We start from the raw sequence: 19,116 nt of genomic DNA, 5'->3' as shown, positions 1-19,116 counted from the left end.
CAGGAAGTGGATAGTCTGGTGGAACGCGTATATCCCGATCACAACCTGCACAGGCTGCCGCAAGCCGGGCAGCCGAGCGCATCCGACCCGCACCCGTTCATGACGCTGCGCGACATTGTGACGATGATGCGCAAGGGCTGGCTGATGATCGCCGGCACGGCGCTTTTGTGCCTGATGCTGGCGCTCGCCTACGGCGTGACGCGCGACCGCTATTACGATGCCAGCGCCGAGATCTATGTCGATCCGCGCGGGCTTCAGGTGGTGGAGCGCGACGTGACGCGGGCGGCCGAGACGTCGGACGCCGGTATCGCCTTCGTCGAAAGCCAGATGCGCGTAATGACCTCGGACAGCGTGCTGGCCAAGGTCGTGCAATCGGAACGGCTCTATCTCGACCGCGAATTCGTCGGTTCGGAAGGTGGTCTGCTTTCCTCCCTGGCAAGCCTGGTGTTCGGTCAGGGCAACGCGATCGCTCCCGAGGCGAGGGCGCTCGGCGAACTGCGTTCCGCCGTCACAACGACCCGCAACAAGCTCGGCTATGTCGTGAACCTGCATGTGCGGACGAAGGACGCCGACAAATCGGCGCAGCTCGCCAATGTGATCGCGGAGACCTATCTCGCCAACGAGATCGACAACCGCTCCGGTCTGGCGCGCCGGGCTTCCGGCGAGCTCAACCAGCGCCTCGACGAGTTGCGCGCCGAGGTGACGGAAGCCGAGAACGCGGTGGAAACCTACAAGCTCGACAACAATATTCTCGGCATCAATGGCGGCCTCGCCAACGAGCAGGAGCTCGCCCAGTTCAACATTCTGCTCGCCCAGGCGAACCGCGAGCTGGCAAATGCGCAGTCGCGCCGCGATCAGAGCCGCCGCGCCGCGCAGACGGGCGACGTGCAGTCGCTCCCGGAGGCTGTCGCCTCCAACAACATCGCGCTCCTCAGGTCGCAATATCAGCAGGCGCTCGACCAGCAGGCGATCCTGTCGGAGAAGATGCTGTCGCGGCATCCGCAGATGCGGGCACTCGCCGCGCAGGTGGAAAGCGCGCGCGCCGCCATCACGGCGGAGATCGGTAGGATCTTGCAGGCGGCGGAGGCGGACTATGAGCGTGCCCTGTCGAACAGGCAGCAGCTCGAGGCGCAATATGAAGCGCTGCGCGGCCAAAGCTTCCGCACCAATGACGCGATGGTGCGCCTGCGCGAGCTGGAGCGCGAAGCCGAGGCCAAGCGCAACGTCTACCAGGCCTATATGGTCCGCGCGAAGGAACTGGGCGAGCAGGAAGAACTCGACACCAACCTCGCCCGCATCATCTCCTTCGCCATGCCGCCGGAGCGCGCGGTCGGTGCCGGTACGAGCCTGGTCCTCGCCTTCGGCCTTCTGGTCGGCCTGCTCGGCGGTTCGGCGCTGGCGCTGCTGATGGGCGTGCTGACGGGAAGCGCGCCGGCGAGGAAGCCGCAGGATAAAGCTCCTCGGCGGCCTCAGCCTGCCTTCCGCGCGGCCTGATCGCCGTCATCTCCGATACCTTGCAAGCCTCGCGAACCCGGTTCGCGAGGCTTGTTCGCGACGAAGGCGAAGTAGAAGACGATGATCGTCGCGATGTAGTTGTGGTGGAAGATGGCGAGTTCCATCGACGATCCGATCACGAAGACGGAGAGGATCGTGAGCGACAGGATGCGCACGCCTGCCTCCACCGCCTTGTCGAAGGCGATCAGCCCGGCGAACACGCATACCGCGCACATGATCGCGAGGCCGACGAAGCCGAGGGAGACCGTCGTGTCGATCGCCGAATTGTGGAAGGTGTCGGTGAGGAAATAGAGGAAATGCTCCCAGAAGTTCCATACCGGCGAGAAGGGGTTGGTGTCGAAGAAGCCGTAATAGCCGTGACCGAGCACCGGCCGGTCCGCGATCGCCTCGAAGGCGAGTGCCCATAGCTCGGTGCGCCCCGTGAAGGTGGCGTCGCGGCCGATCACGCCGAGCAGATTGCCGATGTCGATGAACGGCACCGTAACGACGATCGTCAGAAGCGCGAGGTAGACCGCGAAGAACAGGCCGAAGGGCTGCGGGCGGATGAGGCGGATGAAGGTCGACAACCCTATAAGGAAGACCGCGGCGAGCAGCGCGGTCGCCGAGCTCGACAGCGCGATCGAGCACAGGGCGAGCACGCCGACGATCAGCCGCCACGACCAGCCGACGTCGATCAGCCGGCCGTGCCAGGCCAGCAACAGAGCGGCGACGAAGACGTAACTGCCGAGATTCTTGCTCGACATCACGCCGGTATATTCATAGTCGCCCAGCCAGCCGCCGCCATAGCGTTCCTGGGCGACGAGTTCAGGCGCGATGAAGAGCAGAACGAAGGATGAAACGGTGATGATCGCGGCGACGAAGAAGAACAGGCGCAGGAATTGCTTCGGCGTCAGATACTGCGCGAGCAGATAGGCCGCGATCACCTGGTTGCTCAGGACCGTCGCGTAGAACAGCGTCGAGCTCGAGCCGATCGACCAGAAGGCGGAGCCGACGACGAACAGGCAGAAGGTGATCGCGAGGCCCAGCCGGACCGTGACGGCGCCGCTCACCACCCGCATGACCATGAGCAGCGCGAAGATGCCGCCCTGCGCGCCGTAGAGCGCGAGATAGGCGAGGTTGCCGCGTCCGGAGGCGCGTTCCGCCATACCGCCCACCACCGTGTCGGCGAAGAGGAACTGGAACGAATGGGTGGTGAGAAAGAAGACGATGACGCCTGCGACGACCGCGAGCGCGGGCTCGATCGGCGTGTCGAGCCAACTCCTGCGGATGAAGGGAGGCTCTGTCGTGCTGTTGAGCAAACTCATCTTGGTGCCCCGCCATCGAGCGGCCGCTCGCGCGTGCCGCGGGCGCGAGAATCGCGACCCCATGCCGCCCTGGCAAGAAACTTGCTGGGGAAGGTTAAAGGACGCTTAACGACCCGGAATGAGACGATGCCGCATATCGAATGGAAGACCGACAAGCATGTCCCGATAGGGAACCGGAAGGTGCCGCTGACCGCCGATGTGGAGAGGATGGAGGGCGGCGAGATCGGGATCACGCGAGACACGCCGTCGAGGCTGCTCCTGAAGAAGCTGGCGTGGCCCCTGCACAAGCTGCACCACGACCTTTTCGTTGACGGTTTCATCGAATGGAAGATCGGGCGTCTCATCGCCAAACATCGAAAAGCGGGCGGTACCGTGCTCGACGTCGCCAGCGGCGATTTCAGCCTGATGCGATATGTCGGAGCCGGGAATTACAACGCGCTCGACATCCGCTTCTCCGAATTCCACCTGCGCCGGATGTTCGGCCGGTATCCGGATTTCAATCCGGTGTTGGCCTCGGCCACGGCCATTCCGGCGGGTGACGCGGTTGCGGATGTCGTCCTTTCCACCGAGGCGCTGTCCTATATTCCCGAGATCGAGACGGCGCTTTCCGAAATCCGTCGTGTGTTGAAAAAGGGCGGCACCTTCATCTGCAGCATCTCCAACGAACATTGCTACATGCACGAGCGCAAGGGCCCCAATCCGGCGACCGTGCACCGGTGGAACTTCTCGGAATTTTCATCGCTGGTGGAGGCGCAAGGCTTCCGCTTCGTGGAAGGCTCGAAGGCAGGCTGGTGGTTGCCGCTGCCCAGATGGCTGACCAACACCTCCTATTGCCTGCCGGTCAGCCCGACGGACGAGTACAAGGCGACGAATTTCTTCTACGTGTTCGAGGCCGCCTAGCCGCTTGTGTCGGATACCGGCAGGCCTCGCCTCAGCGGCGGACCGCCACTATGCTCTTCGTCATGCCGAGGAACTTCTCCTCGATGATCTCGGCGTCGGGGAAGAGCTCGCGCATCTCGTCCTTGGTCAGCAGGCGGATTTCGGCGACCGAAGCGTCGATCTCCTCGCGTGAGGGGCGAATGGTCAGGCCCCAGAGGCTGAGCCAGGGCAGGAGCTTCTTGAATATCGTCGTCGGCAGGAACTGGATGCCGAGGCACATATAGTGCGGCTCTATCGGAAAATAGCGGTTGGGCGTCTGCACGAAGTAGCGCGGCGCGACCCGGCGGATCTCCGCCGCGAACCGCCTTTGCCGCTCCCAGTCGCCGACATGCTCGATGACGGAATTGGAAAACGCGATGTCGAAGGATTTGTCGCCGTGGCCGAGATCGCAGGCGTCTCCGATCTCGTAGACGAAGCGCGAATGGCGATAGGCCTCGCCCCAGAGATTGACCATCGTCACCGACGGTTCGGCGGCGATCATCTTCCATGTGTCCTCGGCACCGCCGAGATCGATGATGCGTTCGCGATCCGAGACCTGCATCAGCCGCTGGAACAGCGCCATGCGCTGCCCGCGGAAGCGCGGCGCCACATATTTCCCGTAGAGCCGGTGCCACAGCTTGATGCTCGCGCGTTCCTCGACTTCTACTGGCGCGCTGAGCCCGCCGCGATCCACGATGTCGCTCGTCATGTTGCTTTGATCCACCCCTGTCGCGGCCGCGCGAAAAGCGATGGCTGCGGCGGCCGGCTCTCTTGTGATCGAACAGGTTCGGCGGTGTCAAACGACGTTTGCGAACATGGCTAACCGGAAGAATTCGAGAAAAATTCGAATAATTTTCGGAATTCTGAATGGGTGGTCGCAGCCACGAACGCCACCTCCGATGCCGTTCCCAGAAACTGTTGGCACGATCCGTGCTTGGAATGCCCCGTACGCCGGCAATCGCCATTTTGGCACAACAGGGTAGTTCCGATCTTGAGCACCGTCATCAATACCAGGGACCGTCAGGACTTCCTCAAGCGCGCGCAGCGGATGGAGAACCGTCCGAGGAGAAGCTGGCGCCCGCATTTGAGCAGCACGGAGATGGTGATCGACATCTACGTCCTGCTGGAAGTTCTCGCCATACATCTGTGCGGGGTTGCGGTCGCCGTCTACTATGTGCACGGACAGCTCGGCGTGAAGGATTTCTGTGCCGAATATCTGATGGTCATGGTCGCGCTGCCGGTGCTCTACGTGGCCATCGCCAAGAGTCGGCGACTCTACGAATTCCGCGCGCTCTGCTCCTTTTCTTCCTTCATCGGCCGGGCCATCGCCTGCCTGCTGCTGGCCTTCGGGCTGCTCATCGTGGCCGGCTTCATGCTCGGCGTGGCGAGCGATTTCTCGCGGGTGTGGTATGCGCTGTGGGTCGTCACCGCGCTTCCGGCCGTGATGACGCTGCGCGCGCTCGCATCCGGCGCGTTCGTCAAAGGTGCGCGCAGCGGGCTCATCCGCCGCAACGCCGCAATCTACGGATCGCGCGAGGCGGTCGGTCGCCTTCAGGAAACGATCGGAAAGGCGAGCCCGGAGATCCGGGTCGTGCAGAGCTTCGTCGCCGCAGCGCGCGGACGCGGCCGGCCTTCCGCATCGGCGGCGATCTCCGCCCTCGTCGACTTCGGCCAGAAGCACGATCTCGACCTGATCATCGTCGCACCCGATGCGGACTCCTATGCCGAGTTGCCCGAAATCCTCTCCACCTTGAGCGTTCTTCCAGCCGAAGTGCATGTCTCGCTCGATTTCGGCGAGCGTAACCTTCCAATACGCGGTGTCTCGACCCTGGACAGGATGCAGCTTCTCGACGTGCAGCGGCGTCCCATATCGGGATGGGGGCGCCTCTTGAAGACGCTGGAGGATTACTCGGTCGGGACGATCGCGCTCGCTGCCCTGTTGCCGGCCTTCCTCGTCATCGCCATCGCGATCAAGCTCGAAAGCAAGGGGCCGGTCTTCTTCAAGCAGCGACGGCACGGTTTCAACCACAAGATCATCACCGTGTGGAAGTTCCGCACCATGCGGGTGATGGAGGACGGCGACGATTTCGTGCAGGCGGTTCATGGCGACGCCAGGGTGACACGCGTCGGCCGATTCCTGCGCGCCACCAGCCTCGACGAGCTGCCGCAGCTCATCAACGTCATGCTCGGCGACATGTCGATCGTCGGCCCGCGCCCGCATCCGCTGGCGCTCAACAACCAGTATATCGACCTGCTCGAGAGCTACGGCAATCGGCACAAGGTCAAGCCCGGCATCACCGGCTGGGCGCAGATCAACGGCTTCCGGGGGCCGACCGGCGATCCTTATCTGATGCAGAAGCGCGTCGAATACGACCTCGAATATATCGAGAAATGGTCGGTCTGGATGGATCTGAAGATCATCGCCGCCACGCCCTTCCGAGGTCTCGTTCATGAAAATGCAGTCTGACGCAAGGGGGTTTGAGATGGCGTTTCGCAGGGTCGGAAACCCGAGGCGGTCCGTTGCCGCGCAGGGACACGAACCGGCGCAGGCAGCGGGAACGCGCGCCAAGGACGTGCTGTTCCTCGCGCAGCTTCCTCCTCCGTTGCACGGCCAGAGCGCGATCAGCGCGGCCGTCCACGAGACACTCCAGGCTTCCGGCTGCGGTCTCACCCATGTCTGGGGCGGCGGCGCGGCGAAGAGCAGCGACGTCGGCAAACGCCGGTTCGGAAAATATCTCGGTTTCGCCGGCACGCTCGCGAAGCTCGCGGGCATGATCGCGGCCGGACGTCGCTACGACCTGGCCTATGTCGCCATGGCGCCGTGGGCGCACACCGCCATGCGGGACGCGATCCTGGCCGGTTTCGCCGGGCGTCTCGCACCCCGCGTGCTCGTCCATGTCCATGGCGAGGGCATCGGGCGCATCGCGGAAGGCACCGGCTGGAAACATGCCCTGATGCGCAAAATGCTGGCCGGAACCGAGCTCGTCGCAGTCACCGAGGGCAGCGCCGCCGAAGGTCGCGCCTCCGGCCTGTTCTCGCATGTCGAACCGCTTGCGAATTTCGCGCCCGACCCCGGGTCGGTCCGCCGCAGGAAGAGCGACGCGGCCGTCATCGGCACGCTCTGCAACCTCGACCCGCGCAAGGGCGTGTTCGAATTCGTCGAGGCGATCTGCGACATGAGGGATGCCGGCCTGCCCGTGAAGGGTCGCATCATGGGCGGCTCGACGGCGGAGCTGACGGTCGAGGATTTGAAGCGCCATGTCAGCGAAAGCGGCCTCGACGATCTCATCGAGGTCACCGGACCGGTCGGCGGCGGGGAAAAATCCCGCCAGCTCGCCGCGACGGGCATCTTTCTCTATCTTTCACGGCATGATCTCGCGCCGTTGGTGCTCATCGAGGCGATGGCCCATGGCTGCGTGCCGCTCGTCCTCGATGTCGGAGGCATTGCGGAAATGATGGGCGCCGAGCTTTCGGGAAACGTGTTCGACGCGGGCATGAATCACGAGGAGCTGGCCGGGCTGCTCGTCGACAAGGTTCGCTCCTACATCGAAGCGCCGGAAAAGTTCGCGCGCGACAGCGAGGCGGCGCGCCGGCGCTACGAGACGAATTTCAGCGAAAGCAACTTCAGGGAAAGCCTGAAGAAGATGGTCGGGGTTTGAGCGCTCGCCTTCGACGGGCGGCCAACTTGAAAGGGTGGACGAGACATTGAAGACCGTGGCATTGCACATGATCCGGAAATTCCATCTCGAATTCTTCCAGAAGCATCTGCCGGACGATCTGGCCATCTACTTCCATGAACTGGAAGATTGGAACATGCCTCGCTTCGAGGAAGCGATCGCCCATCTGGTGAGGGAGGGCTATCGCACGGCGAGCCCACGGGCGTTCGCCGCCGGCGGGCGCGGCAAGCGCCTCTTCATCTCGTTCGACGACAACTACCAGAGCTGGCACAGAGCGTTGCCCGTTCTCGAACGGCACGGCGTTACCTGCACCTTCTATGTCAATTCCGGCGTCTTCCGGGATATGGCTTCACCGTCGGCGATCCATGACTACAGGGATCGCATCGCCTATCGCGGCAGCGACAGGACGCTGAGCCGCGCCGAGTTGCGCGAGATCAGCGCCGCCGGACACACGATCGGCTGCCATACTCACACGCATCCCATGCTCTCCAGGCTCGACCGGCGGCATTGGGACGCCGAGATCCTGCATTCCAAAACCTATCTGGAGGGTCTTATCGGCAAGCAGGTGCGCGACTTCTCCTTTCCGTATGGGATGCGGCGGCATTTCAGCCCGGCGCTGCGCGACTATTGCGAGGCGGTCGGCTTCAAGACCATCGCGAGCGGCATATCGGGCCTGCAGCATGCGCCGTCGCGCGATCCGCTGTCGCTCCACCGCACGGAGTGGAAGCTGGCGCTGCCGCTTGAGGAGAACCTCGCGCATATGCGAATACACGCGCCTTTCTATGGCAACATGATGGGGCGTAGCGTCATCGGCAGCGGCCAATGGCTGGCCGTTCCAATGGTCTGGTAGCAAACGCCGTCAGGTGGAAACGGCCATGTTCGCGCTTCGGTGGCGCGCCGCCGTCAGCATCAGCATGGCCGCCGACAGCGCATGGCAGGTGACGATGACGGCCGCGGCTCCCTTGGCCCCCGATATCATCACCGACGGCACGATGGCGGCGGCGGCGACGAGGCTGCTGGTGGCAAAAACACGGAAGATCGCGCGGGTGTTCTCGATGGCGCGCAGATAGACCATCGACAGATCGCGCAGCACGAGGATAGGCGGCGTCAGCGCCAGGATGCGCACGGTCGGCGCGTAGCGCGCGAAATCCTTGCCGAGCAGAAAGGTCGTCAGGCTCTCGGCGAACAGGATGACGGCGACGCATCCGATGGCGATGACCGGAGCGATGAGGAGCCCCAGTCGCGAAAGGTAGGCGAAGGACGCCTGCGGTCCGCCGGCGCGCAGGCGGTCGGCCGCGACGCGCGGCACGATGTTCTCCAGGCTCATGATGAGGATCAGGAACGGCCCGAGAATGATCTGCGCGCCGCGCACGCCGGCCGCCTCGGTGTCGCCGGCAAACAGGCCGGCGACCACCGTCGCCAGTTGCTCCTGCAGCATGGTGACGAGCACCATCAGCACCATCCAGCGTCCGACCTTCCAGTGGCGTTGCGCGATGGGACGGGCCATGCGCGTGTTGGTCCTGTTGCGGCGAAGCGAGCGCGCGGCAAGCGGCGCCATCACGACGATCGGCGGAATGCCGACCGCCAGCAGCAATGTCGCCAGGCTGAGTCCGTTGCTCGCCCATATCGCGACGCAGATCAGGGCGAAGAGCGTGTGCCGGACGACCTGCAGCACGAATGCCGCGCGCGCGCGGCGTCTCGCGAACAGGATGCGCGTCATGCCGTCATGCAGGACCTGGCCGATCGCGGCGACGCCGGCGGCCATGATCAGGGGGATGGAAACCCCGCCGTCGCGGCCGGCGAAGAGACAGACCGTGAGCACGGCGACGACGAGTCCCGCGAAGAGCGACGATGCGAGCAGGCCCCGGCGCAAGGTGAGGAAATAGGCGTTCGAACGTTTCTCGCGCAGTCCCGCCAGCACGAACATCGGTCCGGAAACGAGATGATAGTGCACCGAGCCGATCACGGTGATGAAGGCCATGATCATCGCGAAGCGGCCGAAATCCTCGATGCCGAGCAGCCGCGCCGCGATCACCGAGACGACGAAGCTCATGCCGCTGATCGTCGCCTGGTTGGCGACCGACCAGATGCCTTCGCCGTTCCATGCCCTGGCGAGCCCGCCCGTCAATCGGCCGGGAAAAGGCATGCGGGTTTCGTCCGCGAGATTCGCCACGTCAGGACCGTACCTTGGGACGGCCGCGCGCGATCGCCATCGCCTTCAGATAGTTCCGCGCCGCCTGCTGCAGCGAGAAGGCGCCGCGCGAGGCGACGCCGCCGGATTGCGCCCGAAGCCACGGGGAAGGGTCGTCCAGATAGCGTTCGACCTCGTCAGCCCAGCGATCCTCCTCCAATTCGACCACGCTTCCGCATCCATAGGGAACGACCAGCTCATGAGCCGCCTGGGCGTGGGGCGAGACGATCGTCGGCGTGCCGCATTGCGCCGCCTCGTTCGCCACCAGCCCCCACGGATCGCCGCGCGAGGGAAAAAGGAAGAGCCGGGCGGAAAGATAGGCTTCGGCGAGCTGGTCCTGCTGGAGATAGCCGTCGAAGCGCGCATCGATGCCGCTCGTCGCGAATTCCCGTTCGAGCCGCGCGCGCAGCGGGCCGTCGCCGACGATCCGAACGGAAAGCCGCCGCCCGCGCTGGTGCAGCCGCTTGACGGTTTCGAGGAAAAAGAGCGCGCCCTTGCGTTCCTCGTCTATGTGGCCGCAGAAGAGAAGATCGTAGGGACGTTCCTCGAAGGAAGGGGCGTCGCCGTGATAGTCCCAGCCCGGAACGACAGGGCACACCACTGTTCGCTCGCGGCCGAGGCCGTATCGGGTGAAGACCTCGCGCGTTCCCTCGCTGCCGCCGACGCCGGCCGTCGCAAGAGGCACGATCAGGCGGCGCGCCAGACGGTGCAGCCCGGAATTCGCGCCGGGATCGGTGTCGGGCTGGGTATCGCTCGCCAGGGCGACGCTTTTCCCCATTAGCCGGGCGGTGAGTGCGGCAAAAAGCATGGTTGGCGAGAAGTCCGAGATGACCACGACATCCGGCCGGTATGCGAAGAGTGCCGGCACGATCGAAGGATTTAAATAGACGTGGCTCAGATAGGTGCGGTGCCAGCGCAGGCCGGACAGCACGCGACGGCTGTAACGCTGCGCGGGCGGCAGCGTCCATTGCCGGCCGGGCTCGATATCGGTGCAGGCGAACACGCGAAGCTCGATGCCGGACTGCGCGGCGATCTCCTCGTAGAGCCGGTTGGTGTACGGCGTCACCATGCCGAGCACGACCGCGACCTTGCGAATCCCGGCAGCACCGGCGAAGGCTTCTCTTTCACCGTCGGCAATCGACGTGACACCGTCCAGGCTGCTCAAACAGTCAAACCCCCGCCACCAAAAGGAAGCGCACTATTGCACGCTTCCGGCCACCAAAAGGTAAAGGCCAACCCCGGCATTCTCTCCAATTCGGCGGATTATAAGGCTTGCGCGGGGCCGCGATAAGCCGCGCGCGGCAGGCATTTGTCAGGATGCTTAACGCGGCGATCGAGCAGCCGTGTGCCGAACTCAGGTGACGAGGTCGCGCAGATAGGTGTTCTGCTCGGCGGAGGCCGTGAAATCCACGGGCCGGATATCGGCGAAAACAAGCGCTTCCGCTTCGACGCCGGCTTCGGCGAGCAGGCTTCCGTCGGGGGCGGCAATGGCCGACAGACCGGCATAGGCATAGAGCGGATCGCGGCCGCAATGGTTCACATAGGCGACGAAGACCTGGTTCTCGAAGGCGCGCACGGAAATCATCTGGCGCGCGATGAAGGCGGCGTGATCGCTCGCGGGCAGGGCGGTCGGCACTGCTATCAGCGTCGCGCCCGATTTCGCGAGCCGTCGCACGTTCTCCGGAAATTCCACGTCGTAGCAGATCAGCATGCCGATCTTCATGCCGCCATGCTCGACCACGACGGCGCTTGGCCTTTCGGGAACGAAGAGATCGCGCTCGTAGGGGCCGTAGAGATGCGACTTCCGATAGACGGTCGGCTCACGTGTGCCGTCTGTGAAGACCGCGCTGTTGTAGACGCTGTCGCCGGCCGTTTCGGCGAAACCGGCGATGATCGCGATGGCGTTTTCCGTTGCCATCGCCTGGAGGCGGGCGACGATCGCTCCGTTCGCCGGTTCCGCCAACTTATGGATCGTCGCGCCCGCGCCATAGCCGGTGACGGCAAGCTCCGGTGCTATCAGGAGGTCGGCGCCCTTCTCGGCCGCGGCGCGGGCCGCGCGTTCGATGCGGGCGAGATTGGCCTCGGTGTCGCCGGCGAGCGCCTGCATCTGGAGGGCGGCGATCCTCATTTTTCGTCTCCCGACATTGCTCCCAACAGCTTGCGCAGATTGCCGAAGCGGGCGATCAGGCCGAAGATGATCGCCGCGAGCGCGACGAAGAAGATCGAGACCGACGCCATGGTCGGCGTGTAGCCGTAGCGCAGGGCGTTGAAGATCTTGATCGGCAGCGTCTCCATCGTGAAGCCGACGGTCATGTAGGCGACGATGTACTCGTTGAGCGAGAGCACGAAGGCGAAGGCGAAGCCGGATACGAGATAGGGCAGTATCAGCGGTAGCACGACGGTCCTGAGCACCGTGCGGTCGTCCGCGCCCATCGTCGAGGCGGCCTCGACCAGCGAGCGGTCGATTGAATTGAAGCCCAGCGAGAGCGTCACCAGCGGAAGGGTGACGAAGAAGATCGCGTGGCTGATCGCCGCCGTCCATGGCTGGCCGTAAGCGCCCACGGTCGCCCAGAAGGTGAGGAAGCCGAGCGCGGTGATCACCGGTGGCAGGATGAAGGGAGCGACGCCGAGCAATTGGAAGACGTTCGCCCAAGGGGCGATGCGCCGCCACAGGAACCAGGCGAGCGGCAGGGCGATCAGGACGGCGAGCGCGGCCGACGAGGCGGCCAGCGTCAGCGACGCGATCAGGGCGGCGCGCCAGCCCGGATCGGTGAAGATCTGCCCGTACCAGGCGAGCGAGAAACCCTGCGGCGGGAAGGTCAGCGCCTGCTTCTCGTTGATCGAGACGCCTGCCACGACGACGAGCGGACCGATGAGGAAGAGCGCCACCACGAGGAAGGCCGTGCCCTTGAGCAGGCGCGCGCTCATGCCGAGGCCTCCCTGCGGCCGCCGATCATCAGCGTCAGCCCCACCAGCGCCAGCGACATCAGGACGAGGAACACCGCCATTGCCGCCGCGAACGGCATGTTCGACTGGTAGATCGCCTGGTCGGTGATCAGCACCGAAAGCGTCCAGTGCTGCGGTCGTCCGAGAAGCTGAGGCAGAAGATAGGAGCCGAGCGCGAAGACGAAGACCATGATCAGCGTCGCGACGATGGTGTTGCGCAGCGCCGGCACGACGACGTTGAGGAAGGCGCGGGCGGGAGAGGCGCCGAGCGTGCGCGCCGCCTCCAGCAGGGTCGGGTCGAGGCGGACGAGCGCGGGATAGAGAACGAGGATCGTATAGGGCAGGGCCTGGTAGACCATGCCGGTCAGCACCGCTCCAAAGCCCGGCAACAGCGCTTGCGGCTCCGACATCAGCCCCACCGCGACGAGCAGGTTGGTGATGCCGGCGGTGCGCGAGAAGAGGGTGGACCAGGCGAAGCCGATGATGACTTCCGACAAGGAGAGCACCGAGAGGATCGCGACCAGCCACACCGTCTGCACGCGGCGCGAACTGCGCGCCAGCAAATATGTGAAGGGAAAGGCGACGGCGACGCAGACCACCGCCACCAGCACGGCCAGCATGATGGAGAAACCGAGCACCCCGCCGAAGAAGGCGCTGAGGAAGCGCTCGTAATTGTCGAGGGTGAAGGTCGGCGTGTAGAAACCCGCCTGGTCGCGCTGGAAGAACGAAACCGCGATCATCGTCGAGAACGGGATGACGAAGAAGACGATCAGCATGAGCGCCGGAAAGACGAGCGGCGCATAGTCCGCGATCGTTCGTGGCGGCTCGCGTCTCATGCGTCGAGCACCACGCAATTTTCGCGCGGAAGCACGATGCCGACCGGATCGCCGGCCGAGAAGCCGGTGCGCTCTCGCGGCGTGGTCACGGCGACGATCGTCTTGCCTTCCGCCTCGACGAAGGTTTCGATCGTGCCGCCCAGATCGCGCACGAAGGTGACCTTGCCGGCGACCGTGCCCTCGGCCGGGGCGGTCAGGTGAACGTCCTCGGGCCGCACGGAGATCACGCCCTTGTTCTTGCCGGAAGGCATTTCGAGCCCCGGCACGGCGCGCCCGAGAACGGTCGCGCGCCCGGCGCCGTCAGCCTCGACGTCGAGAAGATTGGTCGAGCCGATGAAATCGGCGACGAAGGCGTCCGCCGGCCGGCGGTAGATTTCGATCGGCGGCGCGGCCTGCCTGATCCGGCCTTCGCCCATAACGACGACGAGGTCGGCCATGGTCATCGCCTCGCGCTGGTCATGGGTGACGACGATGGTGGTGATGCCGAGCTGCTGCTGCAACTGCCGCAATTCCACCTGCATGGCCTCGCGCAGCTTGGCGTCGAGCGCGGAAAGCGGCTCGTCGAGCAGGAAGAGCTTCGGCGATATCGCCAGGGCGCGGGCGATAGCCACTCGCTGGCGCTGGCCGCCGGAAAGTTTCGAGACCGGCCGGTCGCCATAGCCGGTCAGGTGGATCATCGCCAGCAGCTCGTCGACGCGTTTCTTCTGCGCGCCCCTGTCCACGCCGCGAATGCGCAGCGGATAGGCGATGTTCTCGCCGACGTTCAGATGCGGAAAGAGCGCCAGCGATTGGAAGACCATGCCGAGATTGCGCTTGTGGGTGGGCACAGGCGTGAGGTCGCCGCCGTCCAGCACGACCCTGCCCGAACTCGGCTCCTCCAGCCCTGCGATCATCCGCAGAAGCGTGGTCTTGCCGCAGCCCGACGGGCCGAGCATGCAGACGAAGGTGCCGTGGGGCACGGAGAGGCGGACGTTGTCGACGGCGGTGAAATTGCCGAAGCGCTTGGAAATGTCCTGCAGTTCGAGTCCGGACATGGGCAATGTTCCTGATGTCCTGCACCTGATGGGTGGCTCTCGCGCCTGCCGTCTTGCGGTGGGCGGCGCCGGCTCCTTCCTCTCTATAGACCGGAGAGGGGCCACCGCGAAAGCAGCGGCCCCCGCCCGGGAAGAGGACGTCAGCCCACGATCAGCTCCGTCCACTTCTGGTTCAGCCAGTCGGCCTTGGTGGTGTAGAGGTCGTAGCGCGGGATGATCGGGTCGATGTCGGAGGAGACGGCATCGAACTCCTCGTCGGTGAGGTCGAGCAGCTCGCGCTTGATCGTCGGTGCGGTGCCGACCTTGCGCGACATCAATGCCTGAATTTCAGGCTGGCTCATATAGTCGATGAAGACATGCGCTTCCTCGGCCTTCTGCGAGGCTTTCGACAGCGCCCAGCAGCCCGAATCCAGAATGCCGCCTTCCTTCGGGAAGGTCGAACGCACCGGATGGCCGTCCGCGGCGGCGAGGCCGGTCACGTCGTGATAATACTGGCCCATCGGGATTTCGCCGGACTTCAGCGACTGCTCGAACTGCGCCTCGTCGCGGTACCACAGCCGCACGTTGGGCTTTACCTCGGCGAGTTTCTCGAAGGCCTCGAGCAGGCCTTCCTCCGTGTCGAGGGCGTTCGTGCCGCCCATGAAGGTCTTGGCGGTGACCTCGAGCAGGAAGGAGTTGGAGACGAGCGCCAGAAGGCCGAGCTTGTCGGCGTTCGCCGGATCCCAGAAGGCTGCCCAGGAATCGGGTGCTTCCGGATAGGCGTCGGTGTTGGTCACCAGGGTTATGTACCACGCGACCGCGCCGATGCCGGCGATGCGGCCGTCCGGATATTTGTTGACGAAGCGGTCGAGCAGATTGTCCGCGTTCTTCAGCTTGGCCGTGTCGAGCGGCGTCCACAGTTCGGTCGATTGGCCCTTGAGCATCGCGACCTGCGACATCATCGAAAGGTCGGCGGGCGCCTGGTTGGCGCGCGCGGCCTGCTGAAGCTGCACCAGCCATGCCTCGCCGGTCGGCTCGGCGATGGATTCGACCGCGATCCCGGAAGCCTTCGTGAACTCGGGAAAGATGTTCTTGTCGAAGGAATCCTTGAAGTATCCGCCATAGACGCCGACCTTGATCGAGCGGTCCTGCGCGCGGAGGATGGAAGGCATGGCGAGCACGCCGGCGGTGGCCAGCCCGGCGCCCAGCACGCCGCGGCGGCTGATGCCCATTTCGAGCAATTTCTTCATTTTCATGTCTCCTCTGTCGGATCTCGGTCCGTGTCGTTCCCGTCTTTTTCTGGTTTGGTATTCTATCGTCGCTTCAGCTCTTCTTTCCAGCGATGGCGGGGCTGAAGACCATCAGGCTGAGAATTTCGAACAGCACCTGCGCCGCGACCTGCGCCGTGTTCGTGGTGGAATCGTATTGCGGCGCGACCTCGACGACGTCGCCGCCCACGAGGTTCGCGCCCTTCAGCCCACGCAGGAGCTCCAGCACCTCGCGTGTCGTCAGTCCGCCGATTTCCGGCGTGCCGGTGCCGGGCGCGAAGGCGGGGTCGACGCTGTCTATGTCGAAGGAAAGGTAGGTCGGGCCGTCGCCGACGATCTCCAACGCCTTCTTTATGACGGCCGGCATTCCCATCGCCGAAATCTCCTCGGCGTGGATGACCGTCATGCCGGAGGCATGGGAGAATTCCCAGAGATATTCGGCGGCGCCGCGAATACCGATCTGGATCGAGCGCGAGGGATCGAGCACGCCGTCGAGAACCGCGTTCCGGAACGGTCCGGCATGGTGGAACTTGGTCTGGTCGAACGGGCCGCTGGTGTCGCAATGCGCATCGATATGGATCATGCCGACCGGGCGGTCCTTGCCGATGGCGCGGAGGATCGGGTAGCTGATCGAGTGGTCGCCGCCCACCGAAAGCGGCGCCACGCCGGCGTCGACGATGCGGCTTATATGGGTTTCAATATCGGCGTGGCTCTGTTCCAGCAGGTAGCGGCTGGCGAAAGGAACGTCGCCGACATCGGCCACGCGCAGCTCATGCACCGGGGCGCACTCCAGCACGTGATTATAGGGACCGATGCGCTCGATCGTCCGCAGCGCTCGCGGGCCGAAGCGCGAGCCGTTGCGGTTGGTCACGCCGAGATCCATCGGTATGCCGACGATCGCCACCTGCAGGTCGCCGAAATCGGGGGCTGTCGGATCGATCGGATGGGATGGCGCTGAAAGAAATGTCGGAATGCCGGCATATGGCGCGACGCGCGTGCCGGTCGCGGAGAAGATCCTGTCGGCCACCTTGCGGAATTTAGGGTCGTGAAGCTCGCCGCCATGGCCTTCGCCATATTTGCGCTTCAGCTCCTCCAGCTTGGCCGGATTCCATGTCATGCCAGCGATCTCCCCATCGTGTTTTGCGCTTTTGCGCGCGGACCGGCGCGCAGGGCGATTGCCTCATGTTGTGGCAGGCCTATTGAAAACGCAATTGATATTGTTGTAGGCGCTTTTGTGAGAATAACTCACACAGTGGCAGCCGTGGCAAACCGCCTTCCTCCGCTCAATCCCCTGCGCGCCTTCGAGGCCGCGGCCCGCCATGGCTCGCTGACCAAGGCGGCCGGAGAGCTCAACGTCACGCACGGTGCGATCAGCCACCAGATCAAGGCGCTGGAAGCCTCGCTCAACGTCCGCCTCTTCGATCGCGCGGGACAGCGCCTGAGGCTTACCGCCCACGGTGCCGAGTTGCTGCCGGCGGTATCATCGGCCTTCGAGGAGATCGCGGCGGCGACCGCGCGGATGACGCGGCCGACCAGTTCGGGCGTGCTTTCGATCACCTGCGTGCCGGCACTGCTTTCCTTCTGGCTGGTCCCGCGGCTCGGCAGCTTCACCGCGCAGTTCCCGGACATCCAGCTCCGGCTCGACGCCTCCAACGATCCGGCAAACATCCATGCGCCGGAGATCGACGTCTGCATCCTCTATGGCGACGGGAGCTGGACCGATTGCTGGGTCAAGCGCTGGACGCATCTCGACCTCTTCCCGGTGGTCAGCCCGCAGCTCATGAACAGCCAGCCGATCCGGACGATCCGTGACCTCGGCAATCACGTCATGCTGCACGCCGACGAAGGGCGCGAGTGGCACACCTGGCTGGCCGCCGCCGATGCGCTCGACCTCAGGCGCGGGCCGCAGCACCACATGTGCGACGCGCGTCTGGCGATCGAGGCGGCGATGCACGGCCACGGCATCGCGCTCGGCGATACGATGACGGCGGCGAAGCTGCTTTCGAGAGGTCAGCTCGTCGCGCCGTTCAATCTGGCGGTGCCGGCGGCGGACGCCTTCCATGTCGCCTGCCGCAGCGACCTGCGCGCCGCTCCCATCGTCGGCGTCTTCATCGACTGGCTGTTCGCCGAGCTGGAGCAGGAGGACGCGCGCGCCGAGCCGCAATCCTCCGCCCGCCGAACGATCCGCCGTCCGGTTCAACACAGCGCGATGCGGATGCGCAAAAACGCGCCGCTCAAGCGTAAGAAGAGCTAGATGCCCATGCTCCATCCATCCAAACCCGGTTTCAACCCGCTGGTGGCGCGGATTTCGCCGCCGCCCATTCCCGCCGTGCAGGCGTGGGCGAGAAAATATGACGGTTCGCGCGGGCCGCTGATCGATCTTTCGCAAGCCGTGCCCGGTTATCCGCCGCATGCCGACCTCCTGGAGTGGCTGGGGGAGGCGGCCGGGTCGGTTGCTTGTACGGGCTACGGCGCGATCGAGGGCGATCTCGGCCTGCGGCTGGCCTATTCGGCGCATGTTGCGGAGCTTTACGGTGCTTCGGTGGGAGCTGACGACATCCAGATCACCGCCGGCTGCAACCAGGCTTTTGTCGCCGCGATCATGGCGGTCGCCGGGCCGGGCGATGCGGTACTCATGACCAATCCGCGCTATTTCAACCACGAGACCACGCTCGCCATGCTGGGCGTGTCGGCGCGCTACGTGGAATGCCGGGCGGAAAACGGCTTCCTGCCGGAACCTTCGGAAATCGCGGCAAAGCTGGACGGCGGGGTCAAGGCGGTGGCGCTGGTCTCGCCGAACAATCCGACCGGTGCCGTCTATCCGCCGGCGCTGCTGCGCGAGATATTCGAGCTCTGCCGCGCGCGGCGTGTCTGGCTCATGCTCGACGAGACCTATCGGGACTTCCTTCCCGCCGACGCGGGCCGGCCGCATGATCTTCTCGATGGCGAAAGCTGGCGCGGCAATCTCATCCAGCTCTATAGCTTCTCCAAATCCTTCTGCATTCCCGGCCATCGGCTCGGCGCGGTGGCGGCGGATGCCTCGGTGATCAACCAGATCGCCAAGGTCATGGACAATCTCCAGATCTGCGCGCCCCGCGCCCCGCAGGCCGCCGTGTCCCGCGGCCTGCCTGCGTTGGGAGAGTGGCGCGAGGGGAACCGACGGGAGATCGAAGCGCGGTCGGCGGCCATGCGCGCGGCGCTGGAGCGGGCTCCAGGCTGGGAGCTTCAGGCGATCGGCGCCTATTTCGCTTTCGTACGCCATCCCTTCGCGAGCGTCTCGTCCGTCGAGGTGGCCGAGCGGCTTGCGGTCGAGGCGGGCGTCGCGACGATCCCCGGCGAGTTTTTCGGCAGCGGGCTCGAACGCCATCTGCGCGTCGCCTTCGCCAATGCGGACGTGAAAACCATCGCCGGCCTGCCGGGCCGGCTCACCGCGCTTGGCGTCTCCTGA

Annotated in this window: 17 protein-coding genes; 7 read left to right on the top strand and 10 right to left on the bottom strand. The window is 64.8% G+C overall.

Features of this window, described 5'->3' with window-relative positions; genetic code table 11:
• Window positions 1–18: 18 nt before the first annotated feature.
• On the top strand, window positions 19–1,494 hold the full coding sequence (locus XW59_RS13410; RefSeq protein ID WP_136068227.1) for a GumC family protein: 1,476 nt from the start codon (window positions 19–21) through the stop codon (window positions 1,492–1,494).
• Here the strand turns inward: XW59_RS13410 and XW59_RS13405 are convergent.
• Window positions 1,470–2,819, bottom strand: a complete 1,350-nt coding sequence (locus XW59_RS13405) for an O-antigen ligase family protein (RefSeq protein WP_170990149.1) — start codon at window positions 2,817–2,819, stop codon at window positions 1,470–1,472. The two genes, XW59_RS13410 and XW59_RS13405, sit on opposite strands and share 25 nt — an antisense overlap.
• A 126-nt stretch (window positions 2,820–2,945) precedes the next feature.
• Here XW59_RS13405 and XW59_RS13400 point away from each other — a divergent pair, with 126 nt between their 5' ends.
• Window positions 2,946–3,719 carry a class I SAM-dependent methyltransferase gene (locus tag XW59_RS13400; RefSeq protein WP_047145837.1) on the top strand — a complete coding sequence of 258 codons (774 nt, stop codon included), beginning with the start codon at window positions 2,946–2,948 and terminating at the stop codon, window positions 3,717–3,719.
• Between the two features lie 31 nt (window positions 3,720–3,750).
• On the opposite strand, the gene XW59_RS13395 is transcribed toward XW59_RS13400, so the two are convergent.
• Window positions 3,751–4,446, bottom strand: coding sequence for a methyltransferase domain-containing protein (locus XW59_RS13395; RefSeq protein ID WP_052958161.1), 696 nt, complete (start codon window positions 4,444–4,446; stop codon window positions 3,751–3,753).
• Between the two features lie 282 nt (window positions 4,447–4,728).
• Between XW59_RS13395 and XW59_RS13390 the strand changes: the two genes are divergently transcribed.
• The 3 genes from XW59_RS13390 (at window position 4,729) to XW59_RS13380 (ending at window position 8,264) form a co-directional block, all read left to right on the top strand.
• Window positions 4,729–6,204 carry an undecaprenyl-phosphate glucose phosphotransferase gene (locus XW59_RS13390; RefSeq protein ID WP_052958160.1) on the top strand — a complete coding sequence of 492 codons (1,476 nt, stop codon included), beginning with the start codon at window positions 4,729–4,731 and terminating at the stop codon, window positions 6,202–6,204.
• Window positions 6,205–6,220: 16 nt separating this feature from the next.
• Entirely contained in the window at window positions 6,221–7,396 is a 1,176-nt protein-coding gene (locus XW59_RS13385) for a glycosyltransferase (RefSeq protein ID WP_047145836.1), read from the top strand.
• A gap of 67 nt (window positions 7,397–7,463) precedes the next feature.
• Complete coding sequence (locus tag XW59_RS13380) at window positions 7,464–8,264, top strand: polysaccharide deacetylase family protein (protein ID WP_052958159.1); 801 nt, start codon at window positions 7,464–7,466, stop codon at window positions 8,262–8,264.
• Window positions 8,265–8,273: 9 nt separating this feature from the next.
• Here the strand turns inward: XW59_RS13380 and XW59_RS13375 are convergent, their stop codons facing one another.
• The 8 genes from XW59_RS13375 to speB all read right to left on the bottom strand — a co-directional run bounded on the left by XW59_RS13375 (window position 8,274) and on the right by speB (window position 16,785).
• A complete protein-coding gene (locus XW59_RS13375; RefSeq protein ID WP_136068225.1) occupies window positions 8,274–9,560 on the bottom strand; it encodes a lipopolysaccharide biosynthesis protein in 1,287 nt (428 codons plus the stop codon).
• Window positions 9,561–9,588: 28 nt separating this feature from the next.
• The gene (locus XW59_RS13370) at window positions 9,589–10,770 is read right to left on the bottom strand and encodes a glycosyltransferase family 4 protein (protein ID WP_052958158.1); all 1,182 of its coding nucleotides are present in this window, start codon (window positions 10,768–10,770) and stop codon (window positions 9,589–9,591) included.
• Window positions 10,771–10,959: 189 nt separating this feature from the next.
• The gene (locus tag XW59_RS13365; RefSeq protein WP_047145834.1) at window positions 10,960–11,733 is read right to left on the bottom strand and encodes a carbon-nitrogen hydrolase family protein; all 774 of its coding nucleotides are present in this window, start codon (window positions 11,731–11,733) and stop codon (window positions 10,960–10,962) included.
• A complete protein-coding gene (locus XW59_RS13360) occupies window positions 11,730–12,533 on the bottom strand; it encodes an ABC transporter permease (RefSeq protein WP_047145833.1) in 804 nt (267 codons plus the stop codon). Before XW59_RS13360 ends, XW59_RS13365 begins: the two co-directional genes overlap by 4 nt.
• The gene (locus XW59_RS13355; RefSeq protein ID WP_047145832.1) at window positions 12,530–13,387 is read right to left on the bottom strand and encodes an ABC transporter permease; all 858 of its coding nucleotides are present in this window, start codon (window positions 13,385–13,387) and stop codon (window positions 12,530–12,532) included. Before XW59_RS13355 ends, XW59_RS13360 begins: the two co-directional genes overlap by 4 nt.
• Window positions 13,384–14,421, bottom strand: coding sequence for an ABC transporter ATP-binding protein (locus XW59_RS13350; RefSeq protein ID WP_047145831.1), 1,038 nt, complete (start codon window positions 14,419–14,421; stop codon window positions 13,384–13,386). Before XW59_RS13350 ends, XW59_RS13355 begins: the two co-directional genes overlap by 4 nt.
• Window positions 14,422–14,561: 140 nt before the next feature.
• Window positions 14,562–15,650: an ABC transporter substrate-binding protein gene (locus XW59_RS13345; protein ID WP_047146037.1), complete on the bottom strand. Its 1,089-nt coding sequence runs from the start codon at window positions 15,648–15,650 to the stop codon at window positions 14,562–14,564.
• Window positions 15,651–15,723: 73 nt separating this feature from the next.
• Complete coding sequence (gene speB, locus XW59_RS13340; protein ID WP_047145830.1) at window positions 15,724–16,785, bottom strand: agmatinase; 1,062 nt, start codon at window positions 16,783–16,785, stop codon at window positions 15,724–15,726.
• Between the two features lie 144 nt (window positions 16,786–16,929).
• Here speB and gcvA point away from each other — a divergent pair, with 144 nt between their 5' ends.
• Window positions 16,930–17,922 carry a transcriptional regulator GcvA gene (gcvA, locus tag XW59_RS13335; protein WP_047146036.1) on the top strand — a complete coding sequence of 331 codons (993 nt, stop codon included), beginning with the start codon at window positions 16,930–16,932 and terminating at the stop codon, window positions 17,920–17,922.
• A complete protein-coding gene (locus tag XW59_RS13330) occupies window positions 17,923–19,116 on the top strand; it encodes an aminotransferase (protein WP_246666085.1) in 1,194 nt (397 codons plus the stop codon).

It is taken from the genome of Aquamicrobium sp. LC103 (assembly GCF_001014615.2).
Taxonomy (GTDB): Bacteria; Pseudomonadota; Alphaproteobacteria; order Rhizobiales; family Rhizobiaceae; genus LBCQ02.
This window is presented reverse-complemented; position numbering and strand designations above follow the sequence as displayed.